Annotated in this window: 14 protein-coding genes and 11 pseudogenes; 15 read left to right on the top strand and 10 right to left on the bottom strand. The window is 50.9% G+C overall.

Translation table 11 applies throughout. The features are described from left to right. A partial coding sequence (locus PGX04_RS07535; protein WP_465263800.1) for a polysaccharide deacetylase family protein occupies positions 1-314 on the top strand: 314 nt, incomplete at its 5' end. A 12-nt stretch (positions 315-326) separates the two neighbouring features. Here the strand turns inward: PGX04_RS07535 and PGX04_RS07530 are convergent. Next, positions 327-1,105 (bottom strand): annotated as a pseudogene (locus PGX04_RS07530) (IS630 family transposase); the annotation flags it as partial. 126 nt (positions 1,106-1,231) lie between these two features. Then, positions 1,232-1,480, bottom strand: a complete 249-nt coding sequence (locus tag PGX04_RS07525; RefSeq protein ID WP_273737937.1) for a PRC-barrel domain-containing protein — start codon at positions 1,478-1,480, stop codon at positions 1,232-1,234. A 257-nt stretch (positions 1,481-1,737) separates the two neighbouring features. On the opposite strand from PGX04_RS07525, the pseudogene PGX04_RS07520 reads away from it, so the two are divergent. The 5 genes and pseudogenes from PGX04_RS07520 to PGX04_RS07500 form a co-directional block, all read left to right on the top strand. Continuing rightward, positions 1,738-2,057, top strand: a pseudogene (locus PGX04_RS07520) (helix-turn-helix domain-containing protein); the annotation flags it as partial. Next, a pseudogene (locus tag PGX04_RS07515) lies at positions 2,052-2,255 on the top strand (hypothetical protein); the annotation flags it as partial. The pseudogenes PGX04_RS07520 and PGX04_RS07515, both read left to right, overlap by 6 nt. Before the next feature lie 300 nt (positions 2,256-2,555). After that, complete coding sequence (locus tag PGX04_RS07510; protein WP_273737936.1) at positions 2,556-2,741, top strand: hypothetical protein; 186 nt, start codon at positions 2,556-2,558, stop codon at positions 2,739-2,741. A gap of 78 nt (positions 2,742-2,819) precedes the next feature. Continuing rightward, positions 2,820-3,545, top strand: a complete 726-nt coding sequence (locus PGX04_RS07505) for a hypothetical protein (protein WP_273737935.1) — start codon at positions 2,820-2,822, stop codon at positions 3,543-3,545. A 67-nt stretch (positions 3,546-3,612) separates the two neighbouring features. Then, a complete protein-coding gene (locus PGX04_RS07500) occupies positions 3,613-3,735 on the top strand; it encodes a hypothetical protein (protein WP_273737934.1) in 123 nt (40 codons plus the stop codon). A gap of 101 nt (positions 3,736-3,836) precedes the next feature. Here the strand turns inward: PGX04_RS07500 and PGX04_RS34540 are convergent. The 5 genes and pseudogenes from PGX04_RS34540 to PGX04_RS35015 all read right to left on the bottom strand — a co-directional run. Next, positions 3,837-4,187: pseudogene (locus PGX04_RS34540) on the bottom strand (hypothetical protein); the annotation flags it as partial. 19 nt (positions 4,188-4,206) lie between these two features. Then, entirely contained in the window at positions 4,207-4,785 is a 579-nt protein-coding gene (locus PGX04_RS07490; protein WP_273737933.1) for a DUF7344 domain-containing protein, read from the bottom strand. A gap of 270 nt (positions 4,786-5,055) precedes the next feature. Next, positions 5,056-5,400, bottom strand: coding sequence for a hypothetical protein (locus PGX04_RS07485; protein ID WP_273737932.1), 345 nt, complete (start codon positions 5,398-5,400; stop codon positions 5,056-5,058). 114 nt (positions 5,401-5,514) lie between these two features. Beyond that, on the bottom strand, positions 5,515-6,015 hold the full coding sequence (locus tag PGX04_RS07480) for a DDE-type integrase/transposase/recombinase (protein ID WP_273737931.1): 501 nt from the start codon (positions 6,013-6,015) through the stop codon (positions 5,515-5,517). 1,055 nt (positions 6,016-7,070) lie between these two features. Further along, the gene (locus PGX04_RS35015) at positions 7,071-7,172 is read right to left on the bottom strand and encodes a hypothetical protein (RefSeq protein WP_465263799.1); all 102 of its coding nucleotides are present in this window, start codon (positions 7,170-7,172) and stop codon (positions 7,071-7,073) included. Positions 7,173-8,378: 1,206 nt separating this feature from the next. Here PGX04_RS35015 and PGX04_RS07475 point away from each other — a divergent pair. The 5 genes and pseudogenes from PGX04_RS07475 (at position 8,379) to PGX04_RS07465 (ending at position 11,811) form a co-directional block, all read left to right on the top strand. Further along, a complete protein-coding gene (locus PGX04_RS07475; RefSeq protein ID WP_273737930.1) occupies positions 8,379-8,801 on the top strand; it encodes a hypothetical protein in 423 nt (140 codons plus the stop codon). Next, positions 8,788-8,931: a DUF7563 family protein gene (locus PGX04_RS34535; RefSeq protein ID WP_425498442.1), complete on the top strand. Its 144-nt coding sequence runs from the start codon at positions 8,788-8,790 to the stop codon at positions 8,929-8,931. Before PGX04_RS07475 ends, PGX04_RS34535 begins: the two co-directional genes overlap by 14 nt. A gap of 1,116 nt (positions 8,932-10,047) precedes the next feature. Then, a pseudogene (locus tag PGX04_RS34530) lies at positions 10,048-10,155 on the top strand (site-specific integrase); the annotation flags it as partial. 134 nt (positions 10,156-10,289) lie between these two features. Further along, positions 10,290-10,666, top strand: a pseudogene (locus tag PGX04_RS07470) (IS5/IS1182 family transposase); the annotation flags it as partial. A gap of 353 nt (positions 10,667-11,019) precedes the next feature. Further along, entirely contained in the window at positions 11,020-11,811 is a 792-nt protein-coding gene (locus PGX04_RS07465; protein WP_273737929.1) for a hypothetical protein, read from the top strand. On the opposite strand, the pseudogene PGX04_RS07460 reads toward PGX04_RS07465, so the two are convergent. Beyond that, positions 11,790-12,130 (bottom strand): annotated as a pseudogene (locus PGX04_RS07460) (ISH3 family transposase); the annotation flags it as partial. The gene PGX04_RS07465 and the pseudogene PGX04_RS07460 sit on opposite strands and share 22 nt — an antisense overlap. Positions 12,131-12,269: 139 nt before the next feature. Between PGX04_RS07460 and PGX04_RS07455 the strand changes: the two are divergent. Together PGX04_RS07455 and PGX04_RS07445 are read left to right on the top strand one after the other, a co-directional pair. Then, positions 12,270-12,994, top strand: a pseudogene (locus PGX04_RS07455) (IS5 family transposase); the annotation flags it as partial. Positions 12,995-13,491: 497 nt separating this feature from the next. Further along, positions 13,492-13,941, top strand: a complete 450-nt coding sequence (locus PGX04_RS07445) for a GNAT family N-acetyltransferase (protein WP_273737928.1) — start codon at positions 13,492-13,494, stop codon at positions 13,939-13,941. A gap of 96 nt (positions 13,942-14,037) precedes the next feature. Here the strand turns inward: PGX04_RS07445 and PGX04_RS07440 are convergent, their stop codons facing one another. Beyond that, positions 14,038-14,352 (bottom strand): hypothetical protein, encoded by a 315-nt coding sequence (locus PGX04_RS07440; protein ID WP_273737927.1) that lies wholly within the window; start codon positions 14,350-14,352, stop codon positions 14,038-14,040. Positions 14,353-14,727: 375 nt separating this feature from the next. Then, positions 14,728-15,131: pseudogene (locus PGX04_RS07435) on the bottom strand (transposase); the annotation flags it as partial. 350 nt (positions 15,132-15,481) lie between these two features. Between PGX04_RS07435 and PGX04_RS07430 the strand changes: the two are divergent. Both PGX04_RS07430 and PGX04_RS07425 read left to right on the top strand, forming a co-directional pair. Further along, positions 15,482-15,653 (top strand): annotated as a pseudogene (locus tag PGX04_RS07430) (IS1595-like element ISHti5 family transposase); the annotation flags it as partial. A gap of 228 nt (positions 15,654-15,881) precedes the next feature. Further along, positions 15,882-17,100 (top strand): annotated as a pseudogene (locus PGX04_RS07425) (hypothetical protein); the annotation flags it as partial.

The following is a 17,100-nucleotide window of genomic DNA, read 5'->3' as shown; positions in this document are numbered from 1 at the left end:
CAAAGAATATACTCAGTCCAACTGCTCGTGATCTTGTCGAAAAATACCACAAACAGGCGTTCCGGTTCGGTGGCAATCCGAACGCGCTCCCACTTACAGACCCCTACAACGTCGGATTCTTCTCCACCAGTAACAGAAAATTGGCAAGAACATATATCGACTACGCCGCTCAGTACGGCCAACTCGCAGTGTTGCAGTTCGATTACATCGGCGGGAAAGACGGGATGAACAAACAGGCATTCAACCGCATCCTCAAATATATCGACGGACAGGATGTCAAGGTCGTGACTGCGACCGACCTCTTAAAATCGTAACGACAGTCATACTCACGGACATAAATACGTAAAGGGATTTGGTGGATCGATGCTGTCGAGTGCAGCGAGCGCGGCATCACGAAGCTCGCTCAGAGTGTCGAACAGACGGTTGCCGAGTACTTGATTGAGTTTCTTTCAGCACTCCTCCGCGGGGTTCAACCCCGGTGAACCCCGCGGCAGGTAACACAGTTCAATCGGAGTGTCCTCAACGGACTTTTGGTCTGCCTTCGCCGTGAAATACGAAGCGTTGTCCAAGACGACGCAGATTCTCTCACCGAACTCAGTCTGGAGTGCGTCCAGTAGCCGGATCGTTGTGTCGCTGTTGAAATTCTCCTCGCACGGGAGAAAGAACGTTTTGTCGGTATCACTGACTGCCCCGAGGAGTTTGATGCTATCCCACGCGCCCGTCACCGGCAGTGACGGGCGCTCGCCTTCGGGAAACCATGCATATATCAGCTTCGAGAGGATCTGTCGCGTCTGATCTATCGCGAGGATTGTGTACTCGTCGTCTAGATCGTTCATCTTTTTTTTAATCCATCTTGGAACGCCTCCTGTGCCCGCTCGTTGGATTTGTAGTACTCCGGCCGGGCTGTCTTCTACGACAGCCCGGCCTCGGTCATCAACCGCCGGACGTGGCGGTCGCAATGATTGACGTCGAACTCTTCGGTGAAGTACTTGCTCGCGAGCGGAATAGACCACGCGGGGACGTCAATACCGACCTCTTCGGGAGATTCGTGAAGAGCCTCGACGAACTGCTCGTGCTCGGCGTCGGAAAGGTCGGTTGAGCGACCGCGGAAGTAGGATTAACTGAACACGGATGGTCCGAGACGTTTACAAGGGAAATGACGCTGTGATCTGCGACGCGTGCGACACACCCGGAGCGCAGTTCTGGTGACCGCCGATCCCGCATTCCGTGTTCAATTTCCGCGGTGGATGATGATTTGATCGCTTACCGTTTTGACTCGACTCATTGGAATAAGTAGTCGTCCCTCATTATTTGTTTTGAAATCGGACAAAGACTGCTGTGGATTTTTTGGCTCGACGATAAGCTCGTTGAGAGCGCCGGATTGTAATCCCATTGTCATATCGTGCAAACTCCCAATGACAGTTCCATCAGTCCCGACGACAACTTTTCTCTGAAGTTGGCGAGCCAAGATCTCACTCATACATTCCTATTTTTGACCATCCGTATTAAATATGCGGATTAGCTGAAAAGGTGCTAGAACCTCATTCAAAAAGGCAGTAGAGAGTGATTTTCCTGTATAGTCATATATAATATACAAAAATTGTGAATTGGAGCCAAGGCATTAATTACTAATCACATCATTGCTAATAGCTCCGATATGGAGAGACGAAAAGTATTCCGGCAGTGGTACCATCCATTCTATAGTAACCGTTAGAACTTCCTACTCAGATAGTGTTGTTGAGCGTAGTAGATCATCTTGACGAAATCTCTGTCAAAGAATTGCAAGATGCCCTCGACAATGTGGAGGGAAAGAAGCCGACACAACGGATTTTAGCGGCAATAGCGTAAACGGTCTCACGCAGACTGAACTAGCCGAGTGGTACGACGTTCAACGACGGACAATCTATAGCTGGCTCAAGCGACTCGACACCGACGAGTCGCTTGAGCAGGCTGTTACTAATGCTCACCGATCCGGGAGAAACCGAAAATTCTCAGAAAATGAGCAACAAAAGTTTGAAGAAACCGTCCACGAACCTCCTGCGGAAGTTGGATATGATCACGCGCATAATGCACGCATCGATGGCGAACTCTACCACCAGCGCTCAACCAGTGAAAGCGTAAATTCATCAATCAAGCGTTCGCACAGCTCCACTGTCCGAGCGTGTGACTGGTTCCGTCAGTTTCGGGAAATTGCTCTCATAGCTGGCGTTCACAACGTCAAACAATCAATCGCGGATTCAATTGAGCCCCGTTAACTGTCTTGGACAGTATAAACAAACCAATAAGCTGATAACAGTATGGTCACAAGGAATAGATGGCGAGGGGAGAGGATTCAGTCGTTGTCCGACAGGATCCGTCCGGCACGAGACATACGGTCCCTCGTCTTCCGAAATCGAATCACGTTCCGACGTGAAGCCAATAGCCATATTGTCAAACCCGATTTCGGACCCACCCAAGTCGATACCCATGACATTGGATGGGGGCTCAACGCTGGCCTCTGGCCGGCGTTTCTGTGACGCGAGATTTTATACGGGAAGCCGCGGCCAACGCCAGCGATGTCTCTCACCGATAGACGCGAAGATCTCCTGATCGCCATCGCATTGACCAAGTTCAGCGTTCACTACGAAGACGCCGATCCCGAGCTTGCCGAGCACGCCTGGCAGCTCGCAGCGAACTGCCTCGTCGATCACAACGTCGAGCCTGCCGAGGCCGTCGACGCGCTTGAGATCGGCAGTCAATAATGAATCGGCGGAAAATACTCCTCTCGAAGGGCGTAACTTTCTCAAGTGCCTTGGTTGGCTGCGCCAGTGAGTCAGATGATGACGGAAACGGGAACAGCGACGGTACAGGGCCCAAAAACGGGGATGGGAACGTGGGAGACGGCAACGGCAATGGAGGAACCGGAGAACGGAGACGGGGACGAAAGCGAAGACGAGAGCGACGACAGTAGCGAAGAAGAAGAGGAAGAAGAGACGCCCTCGATCTCGGTCACCGGCGCAACGCTCCAGGAAAATCAGGTCGAGATTGGTGAGTCCAGTGACGTCGACATCGACCTGGAGAACTCGGGCAGCGCCTACGACGAAATCGACCTCGAGGTCACAGCCGGCGGAGAGGCCGTAGCTGAAATTACTGAACCGGTTAGCGCAGATAGCGAGGAAACGATCACGGAAACGTTCTCGATCGAGGATGCAGGGAACTACGATATCACAGTGAACGACACAAACACTGGCGAGCTCACCGTGCAAGAACCGTGCCTAGAGAGCTACACGTTCTCTGGTACCGGAGCAGCCGTCGAACAGGGGATCGATCTTGAGGGCGGGCTGACCGTCGTCGACGCAACGTACACCGGCGACTCGAGCAACTTCCAGATATACCTCGTTAACGACAGCGAATTATCGACCCGGATGAGTACATGTTCGATGTCGAGTCCGACAGTGACTGGGAAGTCGAGATCCGCCAGCCGAGTGCGGCCAGCGGGACGCACTTTCACAGTCTCTCTCTGGTGGCGGCCCGATCGTCGCCGGGCCGTTCAAGTTCTCTGGTAGCCACATCGCTACTGGATCTCACTCTGGCGAGGCGAACTTCCAAGCCACAGTCTATCCAGTAAAAGGGATGTTCGGCGAGCTCGTGTTCAACGAAATCAGAGAATACGATGGCGAGACGACGTTCAACTTTGATAGTGTCGGTTGGGTCGATGTTGAGGCAGATGGCGACTGGTCAATCGAGATGGGATAGTTACTGAATCACTCGCTGTTCTGCTGTACCTCCCGTTGACGTCGAGTTCTTTCAACTCGAGATTGAATAGTCACTCTTCGGCGAGCTCGACACGTCAGCGGTTATCTTGGTAGCCAGCGGACGATAGCTACCAGTTCTGGATGAGGTACGTTCCCGAGTCGAAACTCGCCACTGCTGGCGCGTCGATCGTCACGGTGTGGGAGCCCCCACTCGAGTCCTCGACAAAGGACTTGCTGTCTGGAACTGATCGATCGAGGAGGGTAGGGCTTGTCCATGAACTCAGCCTCGAACCCGTCAAGGTGGGCGGTAAATCCACCACTCGGCGTTACCGTTCCAGACTTCAGGGCAAGCTGACTGTCGCCGGTCCGCCGAGACGACTGTTGGCCCTGACGGACATACCGCATACCGATGTTCTTCGCCGCGTTGTAGTCCGCGTTCGATTCCGACTCACAATTCTTCTTATATCTTGGTTTAGCGACCTATCCTGCCACCGTCTAGTGATTCAACACAGCCGAAGAGAGTGAGAATGAGCATGCTGAGTGCCAAGTCAGAGATCGGAAGTAGCCCAAGCACAGCGGCACTAATCAGACTTGCACTCGCGGTGATAGCGAGTACAGAATATCTGGCCGTCCTCCGTTCATCTGAAGAGGAGCCTAGGTCGAGCTCAAGATATGGTCGGAAGAGGTCAAATCGCTCAGCCAGTCGTACAATCCCTCGAGACTGTTCGTAATCGATGATACCTTTTGTATCCAACTTTGGGAGATGTGACTGATACAGCGGGATGTAGACACGTTGGCGTTGACGGGAGGTCAGCCCCTCGACAGTCGTGTTATGTTCGTTCGCCGCAATATATTCTGCAATATCGCGCATTTTGACGGGGCCATCTTTCTCAAGGAGATAGTTGAGTGTCTCTCTCCGACGGCTGACTTGCAAGATGTGAAAAATCTCATCTTGAGAGAGAGCTGGTGATTGATCCGCTTGCAGATCGTTATGTCGGCCACTAGAGAGGTGATCTGAAAACCGGAAAGAATATTCTGTTTTAAGAGACATCCTATTCGAGGACTGGAACATACTGATATAAGTTTTCTCATCGAATATTTGCCCTGTAATTATATCAAAATGTATGATTATAAGTGATTTTGAGATTGTATGCTAGATAACTACTGAAGAAATATCTCATATCACTGTTCAAGGATAAGCTTCACTTCAGTTAATTCTTTCAAGGATATCTATGGATTTGTCCTTGTGCTATATGTCAATTTTTGATTAGTACTCGTTGATAGGAAGCACTCCATGCAATCCGGTTCGATTGAATCGGAGTTATTCAATCTTATCAATCATCCCGTCTCGCTTATCGAGAACACGGTATTGACGTGGTTGTTCGCCTTCCGGATAGATCTGAACGTATCCGGTTGGACAGTACGGCTGCGTCACGAAATCCGGAGTAACCGGGAAGGTATTCGCGAGTCTTGTGTCTTCATCGATCTCTCCAATATCGGTTACCAGTTTGAGATATGATGGCATTTTCACAACGAGACCTCCTTCGTATCCAATGAACTCAGTTGGTGTCTCGAGTCCAGCTTCATCGAACGTGAGATCTCCAGCATCGATGACTTCGGTTGTCTCACTTTCGCCGGTCGCACCTCTGTTAAATAATAACGACATTGACGTATATATGTGATATCAATTGACCAATCTGTTGAATATTTTGTGGCCGGAGTACATTGGGCACTGTTAACTTAGCCCAGTAGCTTCGACCGGCGATTGGTTGTCAAGTGTTTAATGATTTCGGAGATGATTGTAGTAATAGACGTAGGCAGTCAGCCAGCGCTCGGGGCTTGGCTGACTGCCGTTCCAGGTTTCGTGAAATCTCCCGATCCGCATCGTGAACGTCTGAAGCAGCTTTTCGACGATATTGCGGTCGGTGTAGTCGTGGTGTCCACTGAAATCGGTCTTTGCAAGAGCGGTGAGATAGCCCATGCCGCCGACGAGAAACTCCGCATCTTCGACGCGGTGTTTCTCTTGTAATTCGCGGAGAAACGACGTTGCTGGGTCGGTTCCACGGGTTTCAGAAAGTCGTGCGTGCAGCACGACTTTCGAATCAATATCGATCGCCGCATACAGCCAGACATCGTGCTCTTCGGCCAGTTGAACCTGCTTTTCATCGACCGCAACGCGGTCAGGTCCGGCGGTGAACGTTTGCTCGTGAGAGTCAGCGAACGATTGCCACCAGTTGCGGATTGCGGGGCGGCTGCGGTCGACACCAAACCAGCCGAGCACATCGCGGGTTTCGGTGAATGAGGCGGCTGAGACATATAACGGCACGCCAGCTGGCCTGATCTGGCTGGCGTGCGCTCCCCATCCAAAAACGGTACAATACTGGCGTCCGCATCAGCCAACCGGAGTTCCTCTATCATGTACGGAGGAACTCCACCTACTTCAACTGGCTAAGTTAACAGTGTCGTACATTACCGTATTTTGGTTGCACTATCTTATTCAAGGATGCCGATTAGCTTGGGCACCGAACTCAACTTTGCATACATCGGTTCGATATATGCAGTGAACTATGCAGCGGGCCAAAATATTTATTTTATCATATTTGATAAATAAAGACAGAGAAATACGAAAATAGTGGGTGATTGAGATATGAGGTACCACGAGTTCGGATACTGTAGGACCACGAGAGCGATAAATTTCCATCCCATAGACATAGGATATTATTTATTTGGGGCTACCTTCTTTGAAAGGATTTATTATGGCGTGGGAATTTTTTTCTCAGTACAGGGAGGCACGGCATCGACACACCGCCAGTTAATCCCCCCTGTTGAGGAGGGCTTAAGCTACGTCGACTTACCACTTCCCGACGTAGCTTTTCAGTGCTATCGACGACTCGAGTAATCCCCGTTCTGCCTACACCTAATTTGTTAGTGTGAAATTTTTATCGCATGGGACTAATGAATGGTAATACGGTAGGAATCAATCTCACTGAATGGCACGTATCCCTGCGTGTTATCTTGCACCCCTGCCGTCTCCCCACCCCTTCGACACGATAGATTCCGCTCAAAGAACCTAGTTCTATCCGTCTTTACCTGCCTTCACGTATCTAAAACACGGTTGTAGATACATCTCTTGTACGAGAAAGCCGAACGGTGTTGAAGCACCGTCCGAGTGGCACCAGATCATGAGCCACGTCGCCGGTACCGGCGACACTCAGACGTAGGAGGGGCACCGTATTAACTGCTGCCCACTTTAGCTGAATTGAGGCACTAAGTACCGTCCCAAGCGTGGACTGCCTAGAACATCTCCTTTCTAAAACTCGTGTCACGTTCGATTTTCTAATATCTACTATAGCTATCTCTGAACTTGCAGCCGTCTCGGTGAGTGGCGAACTCCTTACGTCCAGTAAGAATCTCCCTCTTCCAGTCGTTACACCGCACAAATGAGCATCCGGTGGGGTACTGTACGCGTCGTATTCAGGGAACGTACCCTCGAAAACGTCGTCCGTCTCGATTACCTCACAGTCGCCGACGGCTTCGAGGACGGAGATCTCGCTCTGTTTTCGAAATCGTCTTTGACGTCAGTCGTGTAGGTCGACATGGTTGTCCAAGACAACCCCACTCGCGTGTTGCAACCACGCGGGCATTCCTTCCATCCTTAATGTCCCGAGAAGTCGGTCTGTCTCCACCAAGTCCTATGTAGTACATGGGGACAACCTTGGGGAAGCGGCCATACACTATTCAGGATATGGAATTATTATGATAGAATCATAATTATCCATGTATGGTGAAGTGCATGGATCAAGATCTGGTCAAAGACCGCAAGAGGATAGTGGACAGTATACCGAGACCGTCACGAACGACGAGACCATTGAGTTCGTTCAGAACAATAGCGGACTCACTACGAATGAGGTTGCTACCAACTTCGATTACGAACGCCTACGGCGTTCCGACGCCTGAAGGAACTCGAGGAACAAGGGCGCATTGACTCCCGGAAAATTGGCAGTAGCCTTCTGTGGGAGTTAATCGACGAATGAGTGCTGACGCACCTTTTGAATGTCCATATTGTGGTCATCACAATGTGAATCCGGGGCGATTGAAAGCTTACTTCACAGCAAAGCACGCCGATGAGCTTGATTTCAGTGGAAGGTATCCCGATAAACTGCTGACCCAATTCCCGGAACGTGTCCGTGAACACTCCGGCCAATGTCGAGACCTGAAGCAACCACGCGAAACAGGGCCTGGAGAGCGACGATCGCCTTAGCAAACAAGAACTACGTGTTCCAAACGATCGAGGTTATCGAAGCCGCCGGGTCAGAAGAATCCCACCGCTGGACTGTTCACTGGATGCCATACGCTATGGATGAACTCGGCTGGATCAAACACTCCGGAGCCCACACGGATCGATGGGGTGCCTCCTACAAGATGGCGGAACTCCACTCGGCAGATAGGGATCACGGGTCGAGGAGGCCGACAAACTCCCCGACCGGGAGAATGAAATGTCTGAGGGGAACATGAGGGGTATCCTATCGCGGCTGTAGTCGAGGCTTTGATACCGCGTTACCGTCTATCGTTCTTCAGTTAAAGTATGGCGTCAGCCATGCGTCTGACACACACTCTTGGGCAATGCGTACGCATTCGCTGCGCATGGGCCGCGTCAACGCCACTGTACGTGATGAACATCTTGCGCAACTCGAAGAAATCAAAGAATCGGCAGATAGCGACATTTCTGACGCCGAAGCCGTCCGACACATCTTCGACACTGCGAAACAGATGAACGAACTCGAGCGAGAGTTACGCAACGTTCAGGCAACCCATGGGCAAAAGTTGGCAGAGTTACGCAACGAGTACGAGAGCCGTATCACAGATCTCAAGACTGAAATCGAACGATTGCGCAACGAAAAGCGCACGCTCATCAACGATCGCGAAGAGCGGACTGAACTCGTTCGCTACGTCGAAGAAGAACGGACCCTCTCAAAGCAGAAGGCCCAAGCCGGAATCGCCACACGCGCAAAGTGGTTTGTGACTGGGATGCCAACTGAGGAGGCGAGTAACTATGCCCGAGTGTAGTGACTGCGGCCGATTTGTCACCCGGGATTTTATTCGAGTCTTCGGCATTGAAGGTGAAGTATACGGCTGTCCCGACTGTATGACTTATCGCGAATTGGGTACCGGTGATGCGACCTCAAAGATCGAGTGACCGACGACTGAACTCGAGTCACTAGGATTGATCGACTTTGAGTCAAAAGGACAGTCGAAACGCCCCACCGTCTGGTACGACTTAATCGAAGTCGATCTGCCACTGCTCGAACCGGACAGCGAATACGACGCTGTTGACGCCTGAACTTCGCCTATTTTCTATATCACGGCATATAACTCACGGTGTTGCCACTGTCCTTTCGGCACTCGAAGTTAGGGGTGACGCGGCAGAAACACCGCTGCACGTCGCCGTCACGAACTAAACCCGAAAGAATAGCGCCAGTAATAGTCCTGAAATCTGAGACAACGATCCTAATCCGTGTGATTACATACGTTCCCACCGATAGATGAAGATTTGATACGACTGGATGAATAATTCACCAAACTATAACTGTTCAATTTTGAAACTAATAGATAATACGTTAGATAGCGGATAGGAGTGATGGCACACTTCCATCATAACCGATAATACCAATGTTAGCTACCACCTCATGGGGTTTGAATCTATCCCTTGGCAACGAGAGTTCAGTTGAAGAAACAGTCTAATTTTCTGATAGATTGTCACAGAACAGTCTGATAGGACCGATAAACTCGAGGAAGAGTTAGCCTAGTACTGTAGTAAATCCGCTAAGGATAATCGCTCTGTTGAATTGCCAGACAGTATCGGGGTAAATCCGGATATCTGAGGATTTTGGTGCCGTGTTGCGATTACCATTCCAACCAGGAAGTAGTTTACATGAACTAAATACAGCCCACAAACTCTCAAATAGGATGAAGTCTACCTCTGTATCATCCTGAGTAGAAACCCGGAAAATTAGCCACTCTATCGGTGGAAAATCAACTATTAGTAAGATAACACTCCCGCCGTCTGGCATTCAACAGGGCAACAAATATAGTCGTTCAGTTCCCGTAAGGAGGACATTCAAATTGTCGGAGGTACGTAGTAGCAGCGGAAGAAGGAGGTTCATACTATCCGCAAATGGTTTCAAGGGTGCTGCAAAGATTGGGTGAGTTGGGCAAAGATAATGTACAGGTCGTCGAAAGCCGTGGTAGTGAGAGATCAGTTGTCTTCTCAGAGGCGATCGTCAAACGAATGTCGCGACAGAAGCAATGAGCTGTCATGGCGGTCAGTGGCTGGGATTCGTTCCAAGCGATCGAACCCTATCTGAACGCACCCATTGCCGACGTAGTCAATGAGGCTTTCAAGGACGCTGGTTTAGCGTGACATCCGACGTTCAACCCGACCCGTACGCTGATTGATCTGCTTGTGCAATCGGTTGCTATTGGTTCTATTGAATCCACCGACAGCGTCGGGGTAAGTCGTTAGAATGATTGAATTGAAGCGGAAGAGGAAGCTTTGTGCAAAAGACTCTCTTCCGCTTCGTTAAACAGGCGGTGTCGATCGCACGAAAACTTACGGCTTCAGCGCTGATGCAGATCAGCTATCCTGCCGGCAACGGGTTGCCGGCTGGGAGCACGCTGTCCTGCATTTTCTCCGACTTCACATGGAAGCAACGCTCGAAGAAGTCCTCGATTGGGCCGAAGAAATGGAGCGGCTACGAGCCGCGCTCGAGATCGAGCGCGGCGAGTTCCCCGGCCCATCCGCGCTCTGCAAGTCCTTTGACCGAGCGCCAATGCATATCTGGCGAGAGCTGCTCCGACGAGAGTCGGAGCTGCTAGAGCAGTCCGGTCACGCCGCTATCGACGCCACGTACTTCGACCGCCGACAGGCCTCAAACGCTGTGACCGAGAATTTTATTGTCTGCTTGCTGCTGTTTCCTAGGCACATTCGCAGCAAGCAGATGTCTCAATTAACCAGCTTTGCGAGGTACCGATGATGGACTATATCTCTATCATACACTCTAACCAGAAAGCATTTATGAGGTGAAAAGTATAGTTGAGATAGATGACGCAATGGAAACGGCGATCTGTGCTGGCAACGGGTGTGGCGTTTGCAACAAGTGGGCTTGCTTCGTCCGTCTCAGGAGCTTCCCAAACTGTAGACGAAACCAGAAAAGGTGGGACTGTAAACCGACCCGCTGACACGCGAGTCACCGAGGATCAGACGGGGCCGAGTGGCGTCCGGATCGTGGTCCAAGAAGACCTCGCGGGACTCGAATTGACGCTCTCCGAGCAGACGACCGGAGTCGATACAGCGGAGATTGCTGACGAACTCGGCAACACGCTCGCGACGAAAGACGTCTCCGATCTCGGTCCCGAAGACACCTTCCAGATCGAGCACGACCTTTACACTGGCGAGGAGTACATTGTCCTCGTCCACGCCGAAAACTCGTACGATCGCGGCGGTTACAATCAGAACCCCGATTGGCCGTACGATGGTGGCGAGTTCCAGGTCGTCGAAGGGATCTGGGCCCGCGACCGCAGCTCCACTGGAAACTTCTACTCCTTCACCACAATCACTACGCTTCTCGAGGGTGACGGCAACGGTGACGGCAATGATGGCGAGGGAACTGTCGATCGACCTGCTGACACGCGAACGACCCCGGACACGACGACGCCGAGTGGGGTACGTATCACGGTCCAGCAAGATCTGTCAGGGCTCGAGCTGACAATTTCCGAAAACACCACCGGAGCGGACACCGCTGAAATCGCCGACGGACGCGGTGAGACACTTGCGACAAAAGACCTCTCTGACTTCGGTCCAGGTGACTCCTTCCAGATCGAGCACGATCTCAGAGCTGGCGATGAGTATATCGTCCTCATTCGCGCTGATGGGACCTATAACCGTGGTTCCTACAACCGAGATCCCGATTGGCCGTATGACGGCGGCTCCTTCCAAGTTCTCGAAGGCATCTGGGCGCGTGATCGAAGCTCGACTTCGAACTTCTACGCGTACACGACGCTAACCGGGCTTCGATAACTGCGGATCAGTCTTCTCTGGAGAAGCGCATTCCCGACTCGTTTAACTGATTCAAGATCAAATTTCTCGCGGAGGTGGTACAGAACCATGTTTTCATGAGGTGAGTCTGTGCTGTTCTCACAGAGCTTGGAGACCGAGGTCCCATCGTCGCATGCGCCAACAAGGACCTCGTAGATATCTTCAGCGTCGATTTCAGCATTATCGCTGAAATCAAGAGCAATTTCCTCGTCAAGTGAATTGACGAGGAAGTTAAGAAGTGCTTCTCATAGATTTCATTGTCTGCTTGCTGCTGTTTACTAGGTACATTCGCAGCAAGCAGATGTCTCAACTAACCGGCTTTGTGATGTGATGATTCTATAACACGCTCAACGTCTTTTACCCCTCGAATGCAGGGGTGATAACGGATGGCTCTGTTGAAATCCTCAAAGGGTTACAGGATCGAGCAGTAGTGTGACCGAATGCAGGCCCTCCCGAAGTCACGATTGCTCCGGTTCGTTGAACAGGCGTTTCATTTAGGTTGTCGAGCTGTTGCCCGTTATTCGTCGAAGTTCTCGAAACGCCGGTACACACTTCACCAGCACATCGTCTTGCTCTGTCTCAAGGTGCGGAAGAATACAACATACTGGACGCTTCTCGACGAACTCATCGAGATGTCTCGGATTCGGAGCGCCATCGACCTTGAGGAACTTCCAACGCCCTCGACGCTGTGTAGGACGTTCAATCGACTTGATATGGCGGTTTGGCGCGTCCTGCTCAACCTCTCGGTCACACTCCTTCCGACCAACGGTGTCGTCGTGATCGATGCCTCCAGCTTTGACTGCAGTCACGCCTCGAAACACTAACGAAGCGAACGAAGTTGACGATTCAGCAGTTGAAAGTTACACTTCTTGTGGACACGAGAGCGAATGCTATCCTCGATCTGCATGTAACGACGACCAGAAAACACGATTCACAGATCGCGCCGTCACTCATCAAGCGGAACACTGGTGAGATAGCAATTCTCCTTGGTGACAAGGGATACGACGACCAGAAAGTTCGCGCATTAGCCCATGAAGATGGTGTCCGCCCGCTCATCAAGCATAGAGAGTTCTCATCACTTCAGAAGGCGTGGAACGCTCGACTGGACACCGACCTCTATGGCCAACGTAATCAGAACGAGGCGGTGAACTCTTATCTTAAACGGCACTGTCTAGTTAAGCGATTCTAACGTCAAACGCCGTTTCAGCGTCTGTCGAAGCAACACCGATGGGATCTGGGACCATTACTGTTTATGGGACGTTTGCTGAAGCAGCCGAATTTTCGCTGCTCGTGGAACAGGGTCTCTTTATGTTAAATCATAGATGGTAATTTCACAACCGATACCGTCACTTCATTGTCGTCCTGTCTTGCGGTTTCCCTTATCTAGACAGTACCTCTTAAACGAAGATATAGCGCATTCGTCCGCTCACGGCACTGGTGGAAGCAGTTCCGTGAACTCACCATCACCTGCCTCACTCACAACCTCGACCGATCACTCTAAGCGGTAGATACAGTGGGTGTATCCGGCAGAGATCTAATTGGAACTGGAGCATCGGTAAATCGGGTTATTGGTGCAACAGAAAACTCGTTACGAGGACGAGTTGTAGTGTCTGACGACATGAGGTGCAAGATTTATTTTCCTACGGCTGAGGCAATACAGACATGGAAAATGAGAGTATCGATGAATTAACTTCTGAGAGCGAACTTCGTGAAGCATACCCGATCATCAGCCAGTTGCGGCCCGTCGAAGAAGAGAAATTCCTCGAATTAGCAGCTGAAATGCGTGATGAAAGCGGATACCGATTATACGGTCTCCGTGATGAAAACGGTTCCCTGGTAGCTGTCACGGGTTTTGTAAAGCAAACAAACCTCTACAGCGGATCCCATGTCTGGATACATGATCTCGTCGTCGACGAACCCGTCCGCGGAAATGGATACGGATCGAAATTACTCTCCTGGGTATTCAACTGGGGGGAGGAACGAGACTGTACCTGCGTCGAGTTGGCTTCTGGTCTCTGGCGTGAAGATGCTCACCGCTTTTACGAAGATCTCGACATGGAGAAGTATTGTTACACCTTCCAGAAGAGTCTCAATGCTGAATCCCCCTACTAATTGGGCGCTTTCAGCACACCTGGTGAGCGTTTGCGATACTACACACCTACCTAATGGATGTTCCTCCATCAAATATGTGAAACAACCTTCAACGATCTACTGACTACATTCTCTATTCTCAATCGCGCTCCGTCTGCGAAAACTTCGATTCGAGATCGCATTTGATGTCACCCCACTCCTCATCACTTCATGGCGATCATTTGCAGCTGTGAGTTTACGCTGCAGTCGTTCGTTCTCTTGATGCAGTTCCTCAACACGCTGCTGCAACTCCGCATCACGTTGCTGAGACTCTTCTGTAACTTCGATGCAGTGACGCACCGCTACTGCAGTGCTGTCGATGTCATCACGCTGCTCGAGTTCAGAGAGGTAGTTCTCGTAGCTCCCTTCGGCGGTGAACGTGATGCGCGACATATGCAAGGGCGATGCAGTCCTGCAGAAAAAAAGAACGTCAGACGCGTGGCTGACAATGATCGGCTCTGTAGTTCCGGTACACGGCGGTTGATTTCACTGTTCTATTGAAAATGGACGACGGGGCGACGGTTGAGCCTGATCGGAGGAAGTCACTGAGGATATTCCCCACCACTGTTACAGTACAATTTAGTCAGTACGCTGCAATTCTGGGCGGTAAATCAGTAATCGTGGTTATGGGCCGTCCGTTTGGAGTAGTAAATCGCCATCCTGAGCAGCCTTCGAAGAATATTGTGACGAAACTATTGAGAGACGTTAATTTTCCCGTGTTTAGAACCTCGACGCCGACATCGGACCGCATTTTCAATAGAGCAGATTTCACGGGTATCGGACGCTCCGACGAAGGCCGTAGACGGTCGCTTTGAGAAGCATTTCGTGGAACCTTAGCAGTGTCGCGTACGCACGGCTGCGCCGAGCGTGCGCTTGATGCTTGAGAAGACGGTTTCGTTCACCGAGCGCTGATTGTACCGATCACTGTCCATGCGGCGTTGTGAACGTGATCGAGTGGATTCATGATGCGGTGTTTGACCAACGGACGCACGCCGTGTTCACGGAGTTCGTCGCGGAAGGCTTTCGCGTCGTAGCCACGGTCGGCAGCGAGGCTCCGCAGGTCGCCGACGTTCCGTCGAGCGACCTGCGGGCCGATCTTGGGCGTCGTGTTTCTTCGAGGTGGTCGAGTGGATGACGGTGATGTACACCGTTTCGACATCGACGAGATGAGTTCATTCGTGAGCAGTTAGCAGAGGAGTTCGATGAGTGTTAACGACGAGCCCACCGTCGACGCATACGATGCCAAGATAGGCGCACATGTTGCGACGAGAATGGTCGTCCCACCAGAACCCTCGTGCTGGCAGCAAGCGTATCGAAAACTCAGAGGCTCATTTGTAGCAATGAATACGTTTGTGGGCAGCATTCATGATTGCTCTCAACGCGGTCAGCAAAGAGAGCGTAGACGAGGTCTTCTGCCTGACGAGGAGGACTGTCTGTAGTATCTCCGGCAGCAACGGTAGCTCAAAGAGGTGATATGTCCGCACTCTCGCAGTGCGGACACAATCAAGATTAAGAAGGGGACAATGGAATCGACAAGTATGACGAGATTGATGGCCTGTAGCCATCAATCACGACAAACACTACGTCGTCGGTGATGCGTACGTCACTCATTGCGAAAACAGACACAGCTTCTTTCACAACTGGTTTCGAAGGGTCCGAGAGTCTCAAAACACCACTCACAGAAGTATACAAACAAACTGTTTTATATTAAATATTAATACTTTAATAATGGTATAAAGACGCTTCAACAGGGAGCACAATGTAACGCTCTAACCTTGACATCCTCTTTTGCGGGTATCGTAATGATTATCACTCGCTAGTGCCGATAGTTATTTATAAAATCCGCTGAGTTAACGACAATACAGAGATTCATAATCATGTTACCTAATTCGAATTCTTCGGTGGAAGAAACTAGTACTGGTGTGGAAACTAACGATAAGACAATACCGGGAGAGATACTTGATCTCGGGAGTGACGAGGATAAGCAAGTAGGTCAGCAGAACCGGGCAGGAATTAGACTTGAAACGAAAGAAATCATCGATACCTTACAGTGTCGTCTTTCTGCCCAGACTGCAGGAGTCATTACAGCCTATTTAACTGATGACTCAGGAACGGTCATAGAACGACAAACGGTTGCAACGCTCAAGGGTGGTGATACATTCGAGTTTGAGGCAGCACTCAAAGCCGGAAAGAGCTACTGGATTCTATGTGATGCCCAAGGCTACGACTATAGCCGGGGTCGAACGACAACCTCCTATCCACTCGAGAGTAATTCTCTCGTAGTCACACACGGTATTTACAATGGAAGTGGTGCCCCATCAAACACATATCGGTACTGTATCGATCAAATTCACACCAGTAACACAGCTGCCGAGAAAGGTGCTGCAATCGATCTGGCGACCGATGATGAAACGCAATCGTGGAACGGTCTGAACAAGCAGTCTGGGATTCGTTTCCGAGCGAGACGAGAACTACTCGGTCTCGAGTGTCGCATCTCAGCCGGCACCAACGGACTCACAATTGCTTATCTCACTGATGATTCAGGGACAATCCTTGAACAACGGTCAATCACTGAGTTCGACTCGGGAGAGACATTTCGCTTCAGTACCAGACTCGCGGCCACAGAAACCTACTGGGTCGTATGTGACGCAAATGGCGCAGACTTCAGTCGAGGAAGGGCTGAAGTGGATTATCCGCTCGAAAGCGATTCACTCGCGGTAACCCACGGGATTTATGCTGGCGATGGTACACAATCGGAGACCTACCGTTACTGTCTCGATTTGATTCAGCCAACTGTGTTGGCCACGGAGAGTGAAACGGTACTTGATCTTCGAGAAGACGACGAAGTTCAGTCCTGGAACGGTCTGAATAAACAATCGGGCGTTCGAATTGAGACAACAGCCAGTATTGATGGCCTTATCTGTCGTCTCTCAGAGAATACTACCGGGCTCACGACAGCCTATTTGACAACTGATTCAGGAGACGTCTTGGAACGACAGACAATCGCAACGCTCAAAGCTGGCAATTCTTTCACATTTGATACGTCACTCTCCCCTGCGGAGGCGTACTGGATCGTCTGCGATGCCCGTGGCGATGACTACATCCGGGGGCGTGCTGAAGTTACATATCCGGTTCGGGCGG

The organism is Natrinema soli (genome assembly GCF_028618695.1).
This window is presented reverse-complemented; position numbering and strand designations above follow the sequence as displayed.

What these genes read in the sequence shown, in the direction of transcription:
- PGX04_RS07525 (WP_273737937.1), bottom strand. Translation starts at nt 1,480, where the DNA reads ATGAGTGAGATCTTGGCTCGCCAACTTCAGAGAAAAGTTGTCGTCGGG.
- PGX04_RS07510 (WP_273737936.1), top strand. Translation starts at nt 2,556, where the DNA reads ATGTCTCTCACCGATAGACGCGAAGATCTCCTGATCGCCATCGCATTG.
- PGX04_RS07505 (WP_273737935.1), top strand. Translation starts at nt 2,820, where the DNA reads ATGACGGAAACGGGAACAGCGACGGTACAGGGCCCAAAAACGGGGATG.
- PGX04_RS07500 (WP_273737934.1), top strand. Translation starts at nt 3,613, where the DNA reads ATGTTCGGCGAGCTCGTGTTCAACGAAATCAGAGAATACGATGGCGAG.
- PGX04_RS07490 (WP_273737933.1), bottom strand. Translation starts at nt 4,785, where the DNA reads ATGTCTCTTAAAACAGAATATTCTTTCCGGTTTTCAGATCACCTCTCT.
- PGX04_RS07485 (WP_273737932.1), bottom strand. Translation starts at nt 5,400, where the DNA reads ATGTCGTTATTATTTAACAGAGGTGCGACCGGCGAAAGTGAGACAACC.
- PGX04_RS07475 (WP_273737930.1), top strand. Translation starts at nt 8,379, where the DNA reads ATGGGCCGCGTCAACGCCACTGTACGTGATGAACATCTTGCGCAACTC.
- PGX04_RS34535 (WP_425498442.1), top strand. Translation starts at nt 8,788, where the DNA reads ATGCCCGAGTGTAGTGACTGCGGCCGATTTGTCACCCGGGATTTTATT.
- PGX04_RS07445 (WP_273737928.1), top strand. Translation starts at nt 13,492, where the DNA reads ATGGAAAATGAGAGTATCGATGAATTAACTTCTGAGAGCGAACTTCGT.
- PGX04_RS07440 (WP_273737927.1), bottom strand. Translation starts at nt 14,352, where the DNA reads ATGTCGCGCATCACGTTCACCGCCGAAGGGAGCTACGAGAACTACCTC.